Source organism: Reyranella sp. CPCC 100927 (genome assembly GCF_007859315.1).
Classification (GTDB): domain Bacteria; phylum Pseudomonadota; class Alphaproteobacteria; order Reyranellales; family Reyranellaceae; genus Vineibacter.
In genome coordinates, this window is record NZ_VOHA01000014.1 from 50,102 (window position 1) to 67,877 (window position 17,776).

Consider the following 17,776-nt stretch of genomic DNA (forward strand, 5'->3'; position numbering starts at 1 on the left):
TTTCCAGCCGGCGTGAGGCTCCATGCGCGCGCATCTGAGGCAATTGGTCTTGTCGTCCGTCGTGATCGGGCTGCTTGCGGGCGTGGCCGCGGCGCAGACTCATCCGGCGCTGAAGGACGCCAAGCTGCCACCGCTGCTGCCGATCTCTCTGCTGGCCGATGGCGATCCCGAAACGCGCAGCAATTTCCAGATTTCGCCCAACGGTAAGACGATCGCGTGGCTGCAGCGCATCGGCGGCCGGCGTCAGATCCACATTCGGCCGGTCGAAGGCGGGGATCCCGTCGTCGTGCGCCTGTCGCGCGATGTCGGCTCGTACCACTGGACCGCCGGCAGCCGATTCATGACCGTGGCGATCGATCCGGTGTCGGGTTCTGAGAACGACCAGATCCTGATCGTCGACACGCAGGCGCCGACCGCGACGCCGCGCAACGTCACGCCCTGGCAGGGGACCCGCAACTGGGTGCTGTCGCCACGCGACATGCACGATGCGATCTATCTGTGCAGCAACCGTCGCGACCGCCGCTACTTCGATCTCTACAAACTGGCACTGACGGCGGACGCCGAGCCGCAGCTGGTGGCCGAAAACCCGGGCACGGTGTCGAGCTGGTTCTTCGATCCCGCCGGCACCATGATTGCGCGCATGACCCGGCCCAACGATGCTGGCCGCCGGTCGTTCGAGCGATGCGACGACGGCGGCAACTGCGGCCGGCTGTTCGATCTCGACCTGGAAGAGTCCGTCAGCATGCTGGGCGGCGCCCAGGGTGAGCCGACCGTCTGGGCGCTGTCCAATCGCGGCCGTGACAAGACCGCACTGGTCCGGCTCGATCTCAAAACCGGCAGTGAAACCGAGGTTCATGCCGATCCTGCGGTCGACATCAGCAGTGTGCGGCTGAGTGCTGACCTGCGTCAGCCTCTGCTCGCTGTATCGTGGCCCGACCGGCAGCGGCTGCACTTTTTCGATTCCGCATTGGAGGCCGACCTCAAGCCGTTGGCAGGCGATGCCGGCGATGTCGTCAACATCGTCTCCAGCGACCAGGCCCGGCGCTGGCTTGTCGTGACCGTCAGCGGTCCCGTGAAGCCGGCGCGTACGCTGCTGCTCGATCGCCACACGGGCCAGCGCGCGTTGCTGTCGGTGAGCCCGTGGGAGGCCTGGCGCGAAACCCTGTCGGAGACCCAGCCGGCCAGTTTCGCAGCGCGCGATGGCCGTACCATCCCGGCCTACGTCACGGTGCCGCGCGGCGCGTCGGGCCAGCGGCTGCCGACCGTGATGTTCATCCATGGCGGTCCGTGGGTGCGCGATTTCGGCACGCTCGATTCGCGCGTGCAGTTCCTGGCCAACCGCGGTTACGCCGTGGTCCAGGTCAACTATCGTGGCTCGGCGGGCTACGGAAAGACCCACCTGTGGTCGGCAGTCGGCGAGTTCGGCCGCAAGATGTCCGATGACATCGACGATGCGGCGCGTTGGGCTGTCGACACCGGCATCGCCGATCCCGATCGCATCGCCATCATGGGCGCCAGCTACGGCGGTTACGCCACCATGGTCGGGATGACGCGCACACCCCGGCTCTACGCCGCGGGTGTCTCCTTCGTCGGTCCTGCCGATCTGCCGGCCCTGATGGACCTCATGCCGGAATACTGGGAGCCCTACCGCTGGCACCGCTTCCTGGGCAAACCCGGTGATCCCGAGGCCCGTGCCCGCATGTGGGATGTCTCGCCCCTGCGGCTGGCCGACAAGGTCGAGCGCCCCATGCTGATCATCCACGGCGCCAACGATCCACGGGTGCGCCGGGACCAGAGCGAACGCTTTGCCGGTGCGCTGCGCTCGTTCGGCAAGCCGGTCGAGCTGCATGTCTTTGCCGATGAAGGGCACGGGCTCAACCGTCCCGCCAACCGGGCCCGCTACTACACCATGGTCGAAGCCTTCCTGGCGCGCCACCTGGGCGGTCGCACCAGCCCGCCGCGCGACAATGTCCTGGCGCCCGCGTCCGGCGGCAAACCCGAAACCGCCCGCGAGCGTCGTTTGGGGCCGGCTGACGGCAATCCCTGACGGCGCCGTTGCAGATGTCGCATCAGGAACGCTGATTCACATTAGCATTTGCCTGCAACATATTGCTGAATCGGCGGAAATCGCCGATTCGCAGATCAGAACGTCAAAATATCGTTAAAATAAGATTCAATTATTTCAATAGTTTAATCATTATTATTGACCATGATGCGCGATATTTTTACATTGTGTTCATTCTGAACGGATCGGCATTCGTCGAACGGGATTTTTACAAACGAATTTGACGGCGCGGGCGGAATTGCCGCCCGCCACTTCCTGACACCGAAGACCGGAGCAAGGGCGCGACCCGCGTTGCGCCAAAGGGAGTGGTCGTGCCTCGCAGGGGCCGCCGTGGGGACGGGGGATCAAGATGGCGACGGTCACACGTTTCTGGGCCCGGGCGGCAGGTTGCCGGACATCCGCTGCAGCGCTGCTGTCGGCGTTCAAGACCGATACGCGCGGCGCGTCGATGATCATGGTTGCCGTGGCCCTGCCGGTCGTCATCGGTGCCCTCGGCCTGGGGATCGATACCGGCCTGTGGTACCTGGAGAAGCGCAAGCTGCAGCAGGCGGCCGATAGCGCGAGCCTCGGCGCCGTGCGGGTGCTGCAGAACGGCGGATCGCTCGCCGATGCCAAGATGGCCGCGCTCAATGATGCGCGCCGCAACGGCTACACCGCCCAATGCGACGGCTGCTTCCAGTCACCGCCGACCAGCGGTCCGTACGCCGGCAAGAGCAACGCGGTCGAAATCACCTTCAAGCGCGACCTGCCGCTCGTCTTCAGCCGCTACTTCATCAAGACGGCCCAGACCGTCTCGGCGCGCTCGGTGAGCTACCAGTCCGGCGTACAGGGCAAGAATCTCGAAGTGGCCATGATGCTCGACGTCAGCGGCTCGATGGACGGCTCCAAGCTTGAGGGCATGCAGGACGCCGCCAAGGCCTTGATCGACATCGTCGTGCAGCCGACGCAGGCGCCGTTCAAATCGCGTGTGGCGATCGCGCCCTATTCGTCGGCGGTCAATGTCGGCCGCGACTATTACCAGGCCGTCACCAACAAGACCTCGACAACGTGGTCCACTGTTGTCGAGCGCACCGGCACATCGGCGTTCACCGATGACGCCCCGGCATCCGGCAAATATTTCGGCGCTTTCAGAACCAAGAAGAGCAGTGCGCAGGGGCAATATGCCTCCCAGGTCGCCAACTATTCGTCCAACGTGCCGTCGAGCGCGCTGGTCCACCCGCTGACGACCGACAAGACCAAACTGAAGGACACGATCGACGACTTCACCGCCAAGGGCTCGACCGCCGGCCATCTGGGCGTCGCCTGGACGTGGTACCTGCTGTCGCCCAAGTGGTCCAACGTGTGGACGGGCGACACCACGCCGGCCGCCTACGATGCGACCAAGACGCTGAAGGTCGCGGTGCTGCTGTCGGATTTCGACATGAACACCTACTACGAAACCGCCAACGGCAATTCGTCGGTACAGACGCAGACCCTGTGCACCAAGATGAAGGCGGCGGGAATCACCGTCTACACGGTTGGCTACAATGTCGACTCGCGCAACAGCACGGCCGTGAATCTTTGGAAGAATTGCGCCAGCGACGACAAGAAGTGGTACTCCGCCAAGAATGTCGAGGAGTTGAAGGCCGCCTTCCGCACGATCGCCCAGGCGGCCGTGGGCGGCGTCATGACCATGGGACCGGGTCTGGTCGAGTAGGCGCGCGTTTGCCGGGGCGTGGCGGCGCACATGTCGCAGGGCGGCTGTCAACAGGCCCATCATTGCCCTTGCGGCGGGCGCCCGGAGTCCTGATATAACCCCCTCGGGAGGCCGGCGTGGACGCAGTCTTCGCCAACCCGGTCAGGTCCGGAAGGAAGCAGCCGTAACGAATTCGCTGCGGGTCGTGTCCGGTCTCCCACCCGCGCTGCAAGCACACGCAGCCCGCGCCGACGAGGCCGGGCGCCATTCGGGGCGGTCGCCGCATGAACGACATCGCCGACGGTTCGCCCTACCACGTCCTCGCCCGTAAGTACCGGCCGGCCGACTTCTCCACCCTGATCGGGCAGGAGGCGATGGTGCGCACCCTGCGCAACGCGCTGGAGTCGGGGCGGCTGGCGCATGCCTTCATGCTCACCGGCGTGCGCGGTGTGGGCAAGACCAGCACCGCGCGCATCATCGCCAAGGCGCTGAACTGCATCGGGCGCGACGGCAAAAGCGGCCCGACGATGGATCCGTGCGGTGCCTGTGAGCATTGCGTGGCGATCGCCGAGGACCGCCATGTCGACGTCCAGGAGATGGACGCCGCCAGCCGCACCGGCATCGACGATATCCGCGAGATCATCGAGGGCGTGCGCTATCGCCCGGCATCAGCGCGCTACAAGGTCTACATCATCGACGAAGTGCACATGCTCTCGCGCCAGGCCTTCAACGGCCTGCTCAAGACGCTGGAAGAGCCGCCGCCGCATGTGAAATTCCTGTTCGCCACCACCGAGATCCGCAAGGTGCCGGTGACGGTGCTGTCGCGTTGCCAGCGCTTCGACCTGCGCCGCGTGCCGATCGATGTGCTGTCGGCGCATTTCGCGCGCATTGCCGAGGCGGAAAAGGTCGAGATCGCGCCGGAAGCGTTGCGCCTGGTGGCCCACGCCGCCGACGGTTCGGTGCGCGACGGCCTGAGCCTGCTCGACCAGGCGATCGCCCACGGCGGCGGCGTGGTCGATGCCGGCCAGGTGCGCGACATGCTGGGGCTGGCCGATCGCGGCCGCGTGTTCGACCTGTTCGACCTTCTGATGAAGGGCGACGCGCCGGCGGTGCTGGCGCTGCTGGGCGACATGTACGATTCCGGCGCCGACCCGGTGGTGGTGTTGCAGGATCTGCTGGAACTGACGCACTGGCTGACCCGTCTCAAGGTGGTGCCCGATGCTGCCGCCACGGCAGCCGAGCTGGAGCGCACGCGCGGCGCCGACATGGCCAAGCGTCTGGCCATGGCCCACCTGACGCGGGCCTGGCAGATGCTGCTGAAGGGACTGCAGGAAACCCAGAGCGCGCCCTCGCCGATCCGCGCCGCTGAAATGGCGATGATCCGGCTGTGCTATGCCGCCGACCTGCCGACCCCGGCGGAGGCGCTGCGGGCGTTGAACGACGCGAGTGCCGGCAGCGTCGGCGCGGCGCCACCTGCTGGCCGCGGTGCGCCCGCCGGTCCCGCCGGGGGTACCGGTACCGCGGTGCGCACGCCGCCTGCCCCACCGCCGCGTCCGTCGCCGCCGCCGAATGCGCCGGTGGCGCGGCTGGCGTCCGTCAATGCCGCGGTGGCCGTCGCGCCGGCAGCCGGTGCCGTACCGGCACAAGCCGATGCGCCGCCCAAGCCATCGCCGGCAACCTTTGCCGAGATCGTGGAACTGTTCGAGCAGCGGCGCGAGCCGAAGCTGGCGCACCATCTCAGCCGCGATGTCTACCCGGTGCGGTGTGAGCCGGGCCGGCTGGAGTTTCGCCCGCAGCCCACGGCGCCGCGCGACTTGGCGCCGCGCGTCGCCGACGTCCTCTCGCAGTGGACCGGGCGGCGGTGGATGGTGTCGGTGTCGGGCGATGCCGGCGAGCCGACCTTGCAGCAGCAGCGCGTCGCGGCCGAAGATGCGCGACGGGCACGGGCGATGGCGCACCCGATGGTGCAGGCGGCGATGGAACTTTTCCCGGGCGCGACGCTTGAAGCGGTGCGTTCGAAGGACGAGGCTGGACCAGCGACCATCGTGGCCGAGAATGCCGGTGTCAGCGACGATGTACCCGAGGCGGAGGAGTACCCGACCGACGCCTACGAGGAGATTCCCGAACGCGACTATTGAGAAGCGTTCAACACGGAAAGCGAACGAACCATGCTCGGTGGATTGAAGGATCTGGGCGCCCTGATGAAGCAGGCGCAGGAGATGCAGCAGAAGATCGGCGAGCTGCAGGAGCGTCTGGCGGACAGCGAGGTGGTCGGCCAGTCCGGCGCCGGCCTGGTCAAGGTGACGCTCAACGGCAAGAACGAGATGCGTCGGGTCGAGATCGACCCGTCACTGCTGGTGGCCGACGAAAAGGGCGTGCTGGAAGACCTGATCGTGGCTGCCACCAACGATGCGCGCATCAAGGTCGAGACGCTGGTGCAGGACCAGATGCGTGGCCTCACCGGCGGCTTGCCGCTGCCGCCGGGTTTCAAGCTATGAACTTGTCCCTGCCTTCCCCCGGAGGGGGAAGGTGCCCGAAGGGCGGAAGGGGGATGTTCGAGCGGTTTCGGCTCTACGACGTTGCATTGATTCTCTTGAAACATCCCCCTTCCGGCGCTACGCGCCACCTTCCCCCTCCGGGGGAAGGACAAGTTCCATGAACGGTCCCGAGATCGTGCGCATGATCCAGCTCCTGGCCAAATTGCCGGGGCTGGGCCCGCGTTCGGCGCGGCGTGCGACGCTGCACCTGCTGAAGAAGCGCGAAGCGTTGATGCGACCGCTGGCGCAGGCGCTGGGACAGGCCGCCGACGCCATCCGCACCTGCTCCGTCTGCGGCAACTTCGACACCGTCGATCCCTGTACCGTCTGTCGCGACGACCGGCGCGACGCCGCCACCATCTGCGTCATCGCCGACGTCGCCGATTTGTGGGCGATGGAGCGTGGGCACGTCTTCAGCGGCCGCTATCATGTGCTGGGCGGCACGCTCTCGGCGCTCGACGGCGTCGGGCCGGAGGATCTCAACATCGCCGCCCTGGTGGCGCGCGTACGCAGCGGCGGCGTGAACGAGGTGATCCTCGCCACCAACGCCACCGTCGATGGCCAGACCACCGCGCACTACATCGCCGATCGTCTGGCCGAGTTCGGCCACGTCAAGGTCTCGCGTCTGGCCCACGGCCTGCCGGTCGGTGGCGAGATCGATCACCTCGACGACGGCACGCTGTCGGCGGCGTTCAAGGCCCGGCGGGTCGTTTAGACTAGAAGCGGTTGTCATCCCGAGCGTAGCGAGGGATCTCCCGCGAACGGAGACTCCCTTTCGAGGAGATCCCTCACTGTGCTCGGGATGACAGTCTGAGACGCTCTGGAAATCAGCGCGTGGCGTCATTGCCTGTCGCTCAATCTGCTGTTTTGCGATTCGCCAGGCCATGGCGCCTCAGGTCGGCTGCTGAGATCTGGCGCTTCGCGACGGCATATCGTCGATCCGGATAACGTTGCCGGTGGCGACCCCATGCTACGGGATCGTCGATCTCGGGTCCGGCCAGCACGGTCTCGCCGGTGGCGGCATCGCGCACGGCTGGCGTGATCAGGCGCCTGACGGTGATGACGGTGGGCGCGGCATGGGCGCGGCCGCTCTTCGATAGCACACGCTGGATCGTGGCGCGGTATTGCGGCTGCGGCAGTTGCGCCAGCACAACCTCGTACCAGATGCCGTCGATGCAACGCAGTTCGCGCTCGGCGCTCAACGCGATGCGTTCGACGGGCGGCGTCCGACGCTTTTCCTCCGCCATCTTTTGGCGGTGGGTTTTCGCCTCTGGCAGATTGGCCGTGCGCTTCAGGATGCCGTCACGCGGGTCAACGTAGAGCGGTTGGGGCCACGGATCGCGGGACGGTTGCTGGGGGCGTCGTTTGATTCCCCAGCCTGGCTGGACGATCACGACGTCCTCCAGGAGTGCGTGCACGTGCTGCTGTACGGCGTTGCCGGGGCGCAGACAGGTGTCGATCTCAGCGTGGACTTTTTTCCACGGCCGGCCGACCTGCTTGTCAAGAAAGCGGCGCAGTGGCGCAATGTAGACATTGAACCCTTTCTGGCCGCTGTGCTCCGCCTGGAACCGTCGCAGCCCTTGCTTGCTGGGCAATCCCTCAAGCTGAGTACGGTGGCGCTTGTTCGGGACGCTGCACAGCGTGCGCGGACGTCCCAGGATCACACGCGCCATGTCATCGCGCATGCTTCTTCTCCATGCGAGATTCGCGTCGCTGCGATATCCAGGCTGATCGGGGTGCAACGGACAAATGCAATCGATGCAGAATCGCCGGCCACAGCGGGGGCGGCTGTATCTGCTTGCTGCCTTGTACTGTCAACGGCAACTGCCAGGGGTATCGGCGCATAAATCATGCATGGCCGCTCTTGCTTCAACACATCGGCGGGTGCCGAAAGCAGCTTGGATACGTTGGACGGGGGTGATACCGACGACGATCGGAATGCGGGAGTGATCATGAAACCCACGGCGAAGCAGCGGATCGCGGTTCTGGGCATGGGCCAGATGGGATCGGGGATGGCCGGACGGTTGGCGGAGGCTGGCCACGATGTCCTGGGCTACGACATCAACCCGCGTACGCGCACCGATCTCGCCGGCAAGGGCATGGCGATGGCCGACACCGTCAAGGCGGCATTGGACGGTCGCGACGTGATCCTGACCAGCCTGCCCGATCCCAAGGCCGTGCTGGCCGGATGGCTGGGCGAGGCCGGTCTCGTCGCGCTGGCGGCGCCGGGCAGCTTGTGCATCGAGCTCAGCACCATCGATCCCGGCACCATGCGCGAGGTCGGCGCGGCCGCCGCGGCGCGTGGCCTCGACGTGGTCGACTGTCCGGTCAGCGGCAGTCCCGCCGAGGCGCGCCAGGGCAAGCTGGTACTGATCGCCGGTGGCGAGCGCGCCACGGTCGAGCGTGCCAGCCCGGTGCTGTCGCTGCTCGGCGAGACCTGGCGCTACACCGGCGGCGTGGGCACGGCCAAGGTCGTGAAGATCGTCAACAACATGATGTCGATGGGCAACGTGCTGATCGCGGCCGAGGCCTTTGCGCTGGGCACCGCCGCCGGTGTCGAACCGGAGACGCTCTATGATGTGCTGTCGGTCAGCGGCGGCCGCTCGCACCATTTCACCAAGCGCTTCCCCAATGCGCTCAAGGGCAACTTCGATCCCGGCTTCAAGATGGAACTGGGCGAAAAGGATCTGGCGCTAGGCATCGAACTGGGCCGCACGGTGAACCTGCCGACACCGGGTGCCTCAGCCGTACGGGAACTCTATGCCCTGGCGCTGGCCGAAGGCCATCGCGGGCGCGATATCGTATCGCTGCTGGCCATGTACCAGGCGTGGAGCCAGCGCCGCAACAGCTGACGGTCACGCGAACGCCCCATCGTCATCCCCGAGCGCACCCACCGTCATCCCGAGCGCAGCGAGGGATCTTTTGATGCACTGCGCGCCATCTTCAGAAGATCCCTCGCCTCGCTCGGGATGACGGTCTCTGTATCAGCTCCGTGCGTGCTGGCCGGCGCTGTGGCCGGACAGGCGTCCGAAGACGGCGCCTGACATCAGGCCGGCGCCACCGAGATAGTTGCCGTAGAAGATTCCGCCGACCAGTTCGCCCGCGGCGTACAGCCCGGGGATCGGGGCGTCGGTCACATCAAGCACACCGCCGTGCTCGTTGATGCGCAGACCGCCGAACGTGAAGGTGATACCGCAGGTCACCACGAAGCCGGTGTAGGGTGGCCGATCGATCGGGAGTGCCCAGTTGGATTTTGGCGGTGTGATGCCCTTGGTGCCCTTGCCGTCGAGAATCGCCGGATTGTAGTCGCCCGGCTGGCAGGCGGCGTTGAACGCCGTCACCGTGCGCGCCAGTCCTTCGGGGTCTATGTCGAGCTGCTGTGCCAGACCCTCGATCGTGTCGGCCTGCGCCTTGGTCACCTGTCGGATGCGGTATTCGTCGCGCACCATGTCGATGGTCTTGGCGTCGAAGATCTGCACCGCCGCGCGCTGCGGCTGCTTCATGATCTCGCGGCCGTACTTGGCGTAGGTATGGTTGCGGAAGTCGGCGCCCTCGTCGACGAAGCGCTCGCCGTTCAGGTTCACCACGATACCGATCGGGTAGGAGTGCTTCTGGAAATTGTCGAGCACCGTGCGATCGCCAAACGGCGGTGCACTGATGTCCCAGGCCACGGCGTGGCACGTCGACCAGCCGCCGAACGGCTGGGCGCCGATATCGAGCGCAGCCTTGATGCCGTCGCCGGTGTTGTGCCGCGTGCCGCGCACCCGGCACAGTTCCCAGCCGGGACCGAGATAGCGCGTGCGCATCTCAGGATTGGCCTCGAAGCCGCCGCATGCGAGGACCACCGCCTTGGCGTCGATGTCCGCATAGCCGTCCGGGCCCTTCACTGTGACTCCGGTGACCGCGCCACGGCGGTCCTGTAGCAGGCGCACCAGCCGCGTGGCGTAGCGGATCTCGATCTTCTGCCGTTCGGCCGCCTTGAGCAGCTGGTCGACCAGGCCCCAGCCGCCGCCGACGGCCTCGATGTTGACGCCGCCGTAGAAGTGATGCTTGCCATTCAGCTTGTAGGACTGGCGTCCGAACATCGGGATGAAGCGCACGCCATTGTGGCGCATCCAGCGCATGGTATCGCGCGAGCGGCCAACCAGCAATCCGGCCAGCGTCTCGTCGCTGTTGTGTTCGGTGACCCGCATCAGATCATCGAGATACGTCTGGGCCGGCAGCGTCGGCAGGATGATCTGTTCCGCCTCGGCCGCCGACAGGTCGTTCAAGATGTCGTGACGCAGATCGTCCAGCCCGTCATGCACGAAGCGAAAGCCACCGGCGGTGAACAGCGAGTTGCCGCCGCGCTCCTCGATCGGCGCCTTCTCCAGCATCAGCACGCGGGCGCCTTGCTCGGTCGCTGACAGCGCCGCGCAGATCGCGGCGTTGCCCAGGCCCACCACGATGACGTCGATCTTGTCTGCCATTCTCTGTTCCTCGTGGCTGGCGGATTTCATTGACGCTCAGGTGCCGCGATAGAGCACATGGCCGTCGAACAGGCGTCGCGCGGTGCGGTAGATGGCGCCGTACTGGGCGTGCGGTCCGTTGCCGCCGTCCGTCACGTTCGCATCCACGACCGTGACTCCCGACGGCTGCGCGATGCGGATCGGTCCGCTGGCCGCCACGCTCAGCGCGTGCGGGATGCTGCCCGGCACCCTGGCGGCCACCGCCAGGCAGATGGCGCCGGTGACGGGAACGGCCCGGTGAGGTTGGCCGACCGAGATCATGCGCACGCCGATGTCGCTGTCGGCGGCCGCAAGCGCGCGGCCGGCGAGCGTGCGGGCCTCGCCGGGACGGCAGACCAGGGCGATCTTGGGCACGCTCGCGATGGCGGCGGCAGCCGTGCCGTCGGTTGCGATTCCCATGGCCACCGACGCGGCGCGCCTGATGTCCTCCATGCGTGCCAGGAAGCGGGTATCGGCCTCCAGCGCGTCGGGCAGTTCGGCACCGGTCTTGTCCAGCGTTTCGGCCGCGACGAAGACACAGGGGTTGGCGGCATCGATGCATGACGCTGCGATGCGGCCCAGGCCGGGAACCGCCAGCATGTCGCGGGCTTGCCCGGTCGGCAGCAGCTTGCCGGTCTTGGCGCCGCCCGGCTCGACGAATTCCAGCCGGATCGGTGCCGCTGTCCCGGCGACACCGTCCAGCGCCAGGTCGCCGGCGTCGGCCAGCGCGCCATCGGCAACGGCGAAGCGCGATACGATGATCTTGCGCGTGTTGGTGTTGTGGATGCGTACGATAGCTTCGCCGTCGCGCGGTGCGGCGGCGAGATGTTCCTCGATGGCGAACGGGCCCACTGCCGAGGACATGTTGCCGCAATTGCCGCTGTAGTCGACGCTGGCATCGCGGATCGATACTTGCGCGAAGGTGTAATCGACGTCGGCATCGGCGCGGCTGGGCGGCCCGATCACGCACACCTTCGACAGCGACGAGAGGCCGCCGCCCATGCCGTCGAGCTGACGCCCGTTGGGGTCGGGCGATCCCATGGCCGCCAGGAAGATCGTATCCCATGCGGCGCGGTCGGCGGGCAGGTCCTGCTGCCGGAACATGATGGCCTTGGACGTTCCGCCCCGCATGAAGGCGGCTCGAATGCGTGTCTGAGCCATGCCGGTCCTCGTCGATGGGCACTGCTGCGGTATCGATCGGCCGTCACCTTATGGCATGCCGTGCCCGGCAACGAACGCAGAGGGGAGATCGCCGCTATGCCTCAAGCGTCGATCACGGCAACCAGCTGGCCTTCCGATACGGCGTCCGATTCGGCAACGCGGATCTCGCTGACGACGCCAGAGCAGGGCGCCAGGACCGGGATCTCCATCTTCATGGATTCCAGAATCAGGATCGTGTCCTCGGCGCTGACCCGATCGCCGACCTGGGCCTCGATTTTCCATACCTTGCCGGAAATCTCCGACTTCACCGGCGTCTTGCGCATCGTGCTCCCCTATCTTTTTCGATCCCGGCGCCAACGTTTCGGTTGAACGCCCGAGGTCCGGGGATATAATTAATGGTCAACCAACAAGTAATCAAGGCCGTGGCAATAGCTCCTTCACCGCGCTTGAAGCGTCGTTCGCAGGAAGATCGCCGCGCCGAGTCCGATCGGCGCATTATCGGCGCCGCCATCCAGCTGATCGCGCGCAAGGGCTCGGCCGGCACGACCCTGGCCGAGATCGGGGTTGCCGCCGGCTACAGCCGTGGCCTGCCCAGCGAGCGTTTCGGCACCAAGCATGCTTTGCTGGATGCCGTCATCGATCGCACCGAGGCTGCGTTCCAGGCGCAGCTGGCCATCGATGTCGGCGGTAAATCCGGCCTGGCAGCGGTGGAAGCGCGCATGGAAGCGCATGTGAATGGCGCACTGCGCAGTCCCGACGGCGTGCGGGCGCTTTACCTGATCTATATGGAGTCGCTGACCGTCGCGCCGGAGCTGCACCCGCGCATAGCGGCGCAGGGTAATGCCTACCGCGAGGGGTTCGTGCGCCATCTGCGCGAGGCGCGCCGCGCCGGCGAAGTGCGCGCCGATACCGACCTGCAGCTTCACGCGACCATGATACTGGGCGCGCTGCGCGGCGTGTTGACCCAGTGGGTGATCGATCCGGCTGCGGTCGATCTGACGGCCGCGAAAGCGGCGCTGGTGGCCTTTGCGCGTCGCGCGCTGACGTCGGGTGTCGTTGCGCCTGGCAAACGCGGCCGTGCAGGCAGCGACGCATGATAGCGATACCGGCGGACGTCGGGTCGGCACGGAATAGGGGAGGATACCGGATGAAGCGTCGACAGGTTCTTGTCGCGTCGTCAGCGTCGCTGGTGCTGTGGCCGGGCGCGCTGCGCGCAACGCCGCTGCCTGACACCGGGCTGCGGATCATCTTCGGCTATCCGCCCGGCGGTGCCGGCGACTTCATCGCGCGCCTGGTCGCCGAGCATGCCGCCCGGACGCTGGCGCGCAACGTCATCGTCGTGAATCAACCCGGAGCCACCGGGCTGGTCGCCATCGACAACCTTCGGCGAGCGGCGCCCGACGGCGCCACGATCGCCATGGTACCGATGACCGGCGCGGTGCTGATGCCGATGGTGAACAGCCGCGCCCGGTTCGACTTCATGACCGATGTCGATCCGGTGATTCACGGCGTCAGCTATTCGTTAGGCTTTGCCGCCGCCATCAATACAGGCGTGAAGACCTGGCCGGATTTCCTGGCATGGGCGCGCGCCAACCCGACCAAGGTCATGTATGGCGGCTCCGGCCTGGGCAGCATATCCCATCTGTTCGGTGCCATGATGAAGCAGGTCCTGGGCATTGACCTGCAATACGTACCCTATCGGGGTGGTGCCGATCTGAACAATGCCGTCATGGGCGGGCATCTGCCGTTCGCCATCGGCGTGACTTCCGATTTCGCCGAACCGCACAAGTCGGGTCGCATGCAGGTGCTCGCCGTATCGTCGGCGCAGCCCGACGTGTCGCTGCCCGATGTGAAGACCTTTGTCGCACTGGGCTACCAGGATCTGCAGTGCGAGCCGTGGTTCGGCTTTTTCGCGCCGCCGGGCACGCCCGCCGCACTGTTGGCGGCCTGGAACGGTGCCATCAATACCGCGCTGGCCGATCCCACGGTCCGCGAGCGCATGACGCGCGCCGGCTTTGTCGTGGGTGGTGGCAGCGGCGAGGCGCTGCGCCAGCGCATGGCGGCCGACAAGGCCCGCTGGCAGCCGGTGGTGACCACATCCGGCGTGAAGATGGATGAATAGCCGCGCATCGCGACGACAAGCGGGGGAAGATAGTGAGTTTTGAAGCCAAGACGGCTGCCTTCGCGCGCCGCCGTGACAAGGCCCTGGCGATGGGCTCGGTACGCCATCTCGCCGAACGCAAGGCGCAGGGTATCCTCAATGTGCGTGAGCGCGTCGCGGCGCTGGTCGAGCCGGGAAGCTTCGAGGAGTTCGGGCTGTTCGCGACCGGCATCAATCCGCAGATGCGCGATCGCACGCCAACCGATGCCGCGGTGTGCGGCTTCGGCCGTGTCGATGGCCGATTGATGGGCATCAATGCCGCCGACTTCTCGACCATGGCGGCATCGTCGGGGCGGGTGCAGATCAAGAAGTACAATCACATCCGCGACCTCTGCATCACCAACGGCCATCCGCTGATCAACCTGATGGAGTGCGGCGGCGGGCGAATTCCTGATGTCATGGGTGCTGCCGGTATCGGTGCCGGTGGCGAGTCCGGTCGATATTTCCGGCCGCGCATCGTGCCGACCGCGGCCGGCGTGCTGGGCGCTACCTATGGCCGTGGTGCGTTCATGTGCGTGCTGTCCGATTTCACCGTGATGCGGCGCGGCGCTGTGCTCGCGGTATCGAGTCCCAACGTGACGTCGAGTTCGATTGCCGAGGCCGAAACGCCGGACGACCTGGGCGGCTGGCCCGTCCACAGCGAGGTCACCGGGCTGGTCGATCTGGTGGTCGACAGTGACGACGAAGCGCTGGCCGCCATCCGCCGCTTCCTGTCCTACCTGCCGGATCACCACCGCCAAGCGCCGCCGCGTGCACCGGTGCCGGCCGGCGCCGACGACGGTGCCGCGCGCCTGCCCGACCTCGTGCCGGACGAGCGGCGCCGGGTCTACGACATCCGCCGCGCCATCGAGGCGATCGTCGATCCCGGCAGCTTCTTCGGCCTGAAGGAGCGCTTCGCCCGTGCGGCCGTTACCGGCCTGGCGCGGCTCGATGGGCAGACCATCGGCGTGATCGCGACCAACCCGCGCGTCAAGGGCGGTGCGCTCGACGCCGATGCCTGCTCCAAGATCACCAGCTTCATCGTGCTGTGCGACAGTTTCAATGTGCCCATCGTGCTGATGGCCGATACGCCGGGCTTTCTCATCGGCGGCGAGCAGGAACGGCGCGGCATGGCCGGCCGGATCATGAATTTCCTGGCGGCGCTCGAGGAGGCGACGGTGCCCAAGCTGGCGCTGGTGCTGCGCAAGAGCTTCGGCCAGGCCTACATCAACATGGGTGGCGGCAAGGGCGACGAGACGGCGGCGTGGTTCTCCTCCGAGATCAGCTTCATGGATCCCGAAGTTGCCGTCAGCGTCATCTTCGCCGGACGCGGCGCGGTCGACGGCAAATCGCGCGCCGAGATGGCAGCCGAGGTGGCGGCCGATACGTCGCCCTACAATCTGGCCGCGCCGTATCTCGCACACGCCGTGATCGATCCGCGCGACACACGCGCCTACCTGAAATCGCGCTTGGCAATCCATAGCCGGTCGTTGACCGGCGGCGTCGGCGAACATCGCCTGGCCAATTGGCCGCCTGTATCATTTTAAGGCACGCGAGAGTAGGGTCCGACCCAGCGGACCAAGACTGGGTGCAGGACGGCAATGGCGTCGACGGAACCATGGCAGGCGGCGCGTGCCGCCGAGATCATCGCTGCCGGTGCGCGCGAGAAGGGCGCCACCTTGCCGATTCTCCATACCCTGCAGGCTACCTTCGGCCATGTGCCGCCCGAGGCGATCGTGATGGTAGCCGACGCGCTGAACCTCACTCGTGCAGAAGTGCATGGCGTCGTGAGTTTCTATCACGACTTCCGGCAGGCCCCGGCGGGTCGCCATGTGCTGAAGTTGTGCCGGGCCGAGGCCTGCCAGTCGATGGGCGCTGACGCGTTGGCAGCGCAGGCGCAGGCCGCGTTGCAGATGGCGTGGGGCGAGACCAGTGCCGATCAGGCGGTGACGTTGGAGCCGGTCTACTGTCTGGGGCTGTGCGCGACGGCGCCGGCGGCGCAGTTGGACGGCCGGCCGGTCGGTCGCCTGACCGGTGCGCGGCTGACAGACTTGTTGAACGAGATCCGGACCTAGCCATGCCCGCCGTCCGTCTTTTCGTTCCCCGTGATGCCGGCGCGCTGGCCGTCGGCGCCGAGGCCGTGGTCGCTGCACTGCAGGCCGGCATGGCGCAGCGTGGCCTGGCCGCCGATATCGTGCGTACCGGTTCGCGCGGCCTTTACTGGCTGGAACCGATGGTCGAGGTCGCCACCGCGGCGGGTCGCATCGCCTACGGGCCGGTGACGCCCGCCGAGGTCGGCGCGCTGCTCGATGCCGGCCTGCTGTCGGCCGGACCGCATGCCCTGCGGCTGGGTCCGCCGGAAGAGATCCCGTTCCTGAAGCGCCAGACGCGGCTTACCTTCGCGCGCTGCGGTGTAATCGATCCGTTGTCGGTCGACGATTACCGTGCCCATGGCGGTTGGCGCGGACTGGAGCGTGCGGTTGCCATCACCCCGGCCGATATCGTCGAGACCGTGGTTCAGTCCGGCTTGCGCGGACGTGGCGGCGCCGGCTTCCCGACCGGGGTGAAGTGGCGCACTGCCGCCCAGGCATCGGCGGCGCAGAAATACATCGTCTGCAACGCCGACGAGGGCGACTCCGGCACGTTCGCCGATCGCATGATCATGGAGGGCGATCCCTTCATGTTGATCGAGGGCATGGCGATCGCCGGCATCGCGGTGGGTGCGACCTGCGGCTATGTCTACATCCGCTCGGAGTATCCCGAGGCCATCGCCACGATGCGCGCCGCCATCGATGCGGCCCGTCGCGGCGGCTATCTCGGCGCGGCGGTGATGGAGTCGCCGCATGCCTTCGACCTGGAAGTGCGTGTCGGCGCCGGTGCCTATGTCTGCGGCGAGGAGACGGCGCTGCTCGACAGCATCGAGGGCAAGCGCGGCCAGGTGCGCGCCAAGCCGCCGCTGCCGGCGCATCACGGCCTGTTCGGCTGTCCCACCGTGATCAACAACGTGCTGTCGCTGGCGGCCGTGCCGTTCGTTCTCGCCGAGGGGGCTGCCGCCTACGCCGCGCTGGGCTTTGGCCGCTCGCGCGGCACCATGCCGATCCAGCTTGCCGGCAACGTGAAGCATGGCGGCCTGTTCGAAACCGCCTTCGGCCTGACCCTGGGCGACTTGGTCGATGACATTGGTGGTGGTACGGCCAGTGGCCGGCCGGTACGCGCCGTGCAGGTCGGCGGTCCGCTGGGCGCGTATTTCCCGCGCGCCCTGTTCGACACGCCATTCGACTATGAAGCCTTCACGGCGCGCGACGGGCTGATCGGCCATGGCGGTGTCGTGGTGTTCGACGACACCGTGGACATGGCGCGCCAGGCGCGTTTCGCCATGGAATTCTGCGCCATCGAATCCTGCGGCAAGTGCACGCCGTGCCGCATCGGTTCCACCCGTGGCACCGAGGTGATCGATCGCATCATCCGCGGCGAGGGTGACCGCGCTGCTCACGTAGCGCTGATCACCGATCTCTGCGAGACCCTGAAATTCGGCTCGCTGTGCGCGCTGGGCGGCTTCACGCCGTATCCCGTGATGAGCGCCATCCGGCATTTCTCCGAGGATTTCGGCGTGGGCGTTTGACGCGTGAGGCGGTCAACGCTGGCGCCACGCACATTGACTAATCCCGGTGTGCGGCTCACGCTTCTCGATGCGCGGATCAAGAATGCAGC

At 66.8% G+C, this 17,776-nt stretch carries 15 protein-coding genes and 1 other RNA gene; 12 read left to right on the forward strand and 4 right to left on the reverse strand.

The window, feature by feature from the left end:
• Positions 1-22 precede the first annotated feature (22 nt).
• The 6 genes from FQU96_RS28495 to recR all read left to right on the forward strand — a co-directional run bounded on the left by FQU96_RS28495 (position 23) and on the right by recR (position 6,992).
• Entirely contained in the window at positions 23-2,047 is a 2,025-nt protein-coding gene (locus tag FQU96_RS28495; protein ID WP_146544770.1) for a S9 family peptidase, read from the forward strand.
• A gap of 367 nt (positions 2,048-2,414) precedes the next feature.
• Positions 2,415-3,761: a pilus assembly protein gene (locus FQU96_RS28500; protein ID WP_146544771.1), complete on the forward strand. Its 1,347-nt coding sequence runs from the start codon at positions 2,415-2,417 to the stop codon at positions 3,759-3,761.
• A 104-nt stretch (positions 3,762-3,865) separates the two neighbouring features.
• Positions 3,866-3,963: signal recognition particle sRNA small type (ffs, locus tag FQU96_RS28505), an RNA gene on the forward strand.
• A 61-nt stretch (positions 3,964-4,024) separates the two neighbouring features.
• Positions 4,025-5,878, forward strand: coding sequence for a DNA polymerase III subunit gamma/tau (locus FQU96_RS28510; RefSeq protein ID WP_146544772.1), 1,854 nt, complete (start codon positions 4,025-4,027; stop codon positions 5,876-5,878).
• A gap of 30 nt (positions 5,879-5,908) precedes the next feature.
• The gene (locus FQU96_RS28515) at positions 5,909-6,238 is read left to right on the forward strand and encodes a YbaB/EbfC family nucleoid-associated protein (protein WP_178130752.1); all 330 of its coding nucleotides are present in this window, start codon (positions 5,909-5,911) and stop codon (positions 6,236-6,238) included.
• Positions 6,239-6,395: 157 nt separating this feature from the next.
• Entirely contained in the window at positions 6,396-6,992 is a 597-nt protein-coding gene (gene recR / locus FQU96_RS28520; RefSeq protein WP_146544773.1) for a recombination mediator RecR, read from the forward strand.
• A gap of 139 nt (positions 6,993-7,131) precedes the next feature.
• Here the strand turns inward: recR and FQU96_RS28525 are convergent, their stop codons facing one another.
• Positions 7,132-7,962 carry a hypothetical protein gene (locus FQU96_RS28525; RefSeq protein WP_146544774.1) on the reverse strand — a complete coding sequence of 277 codons (831 nt, stop codon included), beginning with the start codon at positions 7,960-7,962 and terminating at the stop codon, positions 7,132-7,134.
• A 267-nt stretch (positions 7,963-8,229) separates the two neighbouring features.
• Here FQU96_RS28525 and FQU96_RS28530 point away from each other — a divergent pair, with 267 nt between their 5' ends.
• Positions 8,230-9,129: an NAD(P)-dependent oxidoreductase gene (locus FQU96_RS28530; RefSeq protein ID WP_178130753.1), complete on the forward strand. Its 900-nt coding sequence runs from the start codon at positions 8,230-8,232 to the stop codon at positions 9,127-9,129.
• 132 nt (positions 9,130-9,261) lie between these two features.
• On the opposite strand, the gene tcuA is transcribed toward FQU96_RS28530, so the two are convergent.
• The 3 genes from tcuA to FQU96_RS28545 form a co-directional block, all read right to left on the reverse strand.
• Positions 9,262-10,746 carry an FAD-dependent tricarballylate dehydrogenase TcuA gene (gene tcuA, locus FQU96_RS28535; protein ID WP_146544776.1) on the reverse strand — a complete coding sequence of 495 codons (1,485 nt, stop codon included), beginning with the start codon at positions 10,744-10,746 and terminating at the stop codon, positions 9,262-9,264.
• Between the two features lie 36 nt (positions 10,747-10,782).
• A complete protein-coding gene (locus FQU96_RS28540; RefSeq protein WP_146544777.1) occupies positions 10,783-11,925 on the reverse strand; it encodes a 2-methylaconitate cis-trans isomerase PrpF family protein in 1,143 nt (380 codons plus the stop codon).
• A 101-nt stretch (positions 11,926-12,026) separates the two neighbouring features.
• Entirely contained in the window at positions 12,027-12,248 is a 222-nt protein-coding gene (locus FQU96_RS28545) for a biotin/lipoyl-binding carrier protein (protein WP_146544778.1), read from the reverse strand.
• 123 nt (positions 12,249-12,371) lie between these two features.
• Between FQU96_RS28545 and FQU96_RS28550 the strand changes: the two genes are divergently transcribed.
• From FQU96_RS28550 to FQU96_RS28570, 5 genes are read left to right on the forward strand one after another with little or no spacing between them, the layout of a single operon-like run.
• Positions 12,372-13,022 (forward strand): TetR/AcrR family transcriptional regulator, encoded by a 651-nt coding sequence (locus FQU96_RS28550; RefSeq protein ID WP_178130754.1) that lies wholly within the window; start codon positions 12,372-12,374, stop codon positions 13,020-13,022.
• Positions 13,023-13,072: 50 nt separating this feature from the next.
• Positions 13,073-14,047 (forward strand): tripartite tricarboxylate transporter substrate binding protein, encoded by a 975-nt coding sequence (locus FQU96_RS28555; protein WP_178130755.1) that lies wholly within the window; start codon positions 13,073-13,075, stop codon positions 14,045-14,047.
• Between the two features lie 32 nt (positions 14,048-14,079).
• A complete protein-coding gene (locus FQU96_RS28560) occupies positions 14,080-15,612 on the forward strand; it encodes an acyl-CoA carboxylase subunit beta (protein WP_146544781.1) in 1,533 nt (510 codons plus the stop codon).
• Positions 15,613-15,666: 54 nt separating this feature from the next.
• Positions 15,667-16,140 (forward strand): formate dehydrogenase subunit gamma, encoded by a 474-nt coding sequence (locus tag FQU96_RS28565; protein ID WP_146544782.1) that lies wholly within the window; start codon positions 15,667-15,669, stop codon positions 16,138-16,140.
• Between the two features lie 2 nt (positions 16,141-16,142).
• The gene (locus FQU96_RS28570; protein WP_146544783.1) at positions 16,143-17,687 is read left to right on the forward strand and encodes an NADH-quinone oxidoreductase subunit NuoF; all 1,545 of its coding nucleotides are present in this window, start codon (positions 16,143-16,145) and stop codon (positions 17,685-17,687) included.
• Positions 17,688-17,776: the final 89 nt, after the last annotated feature.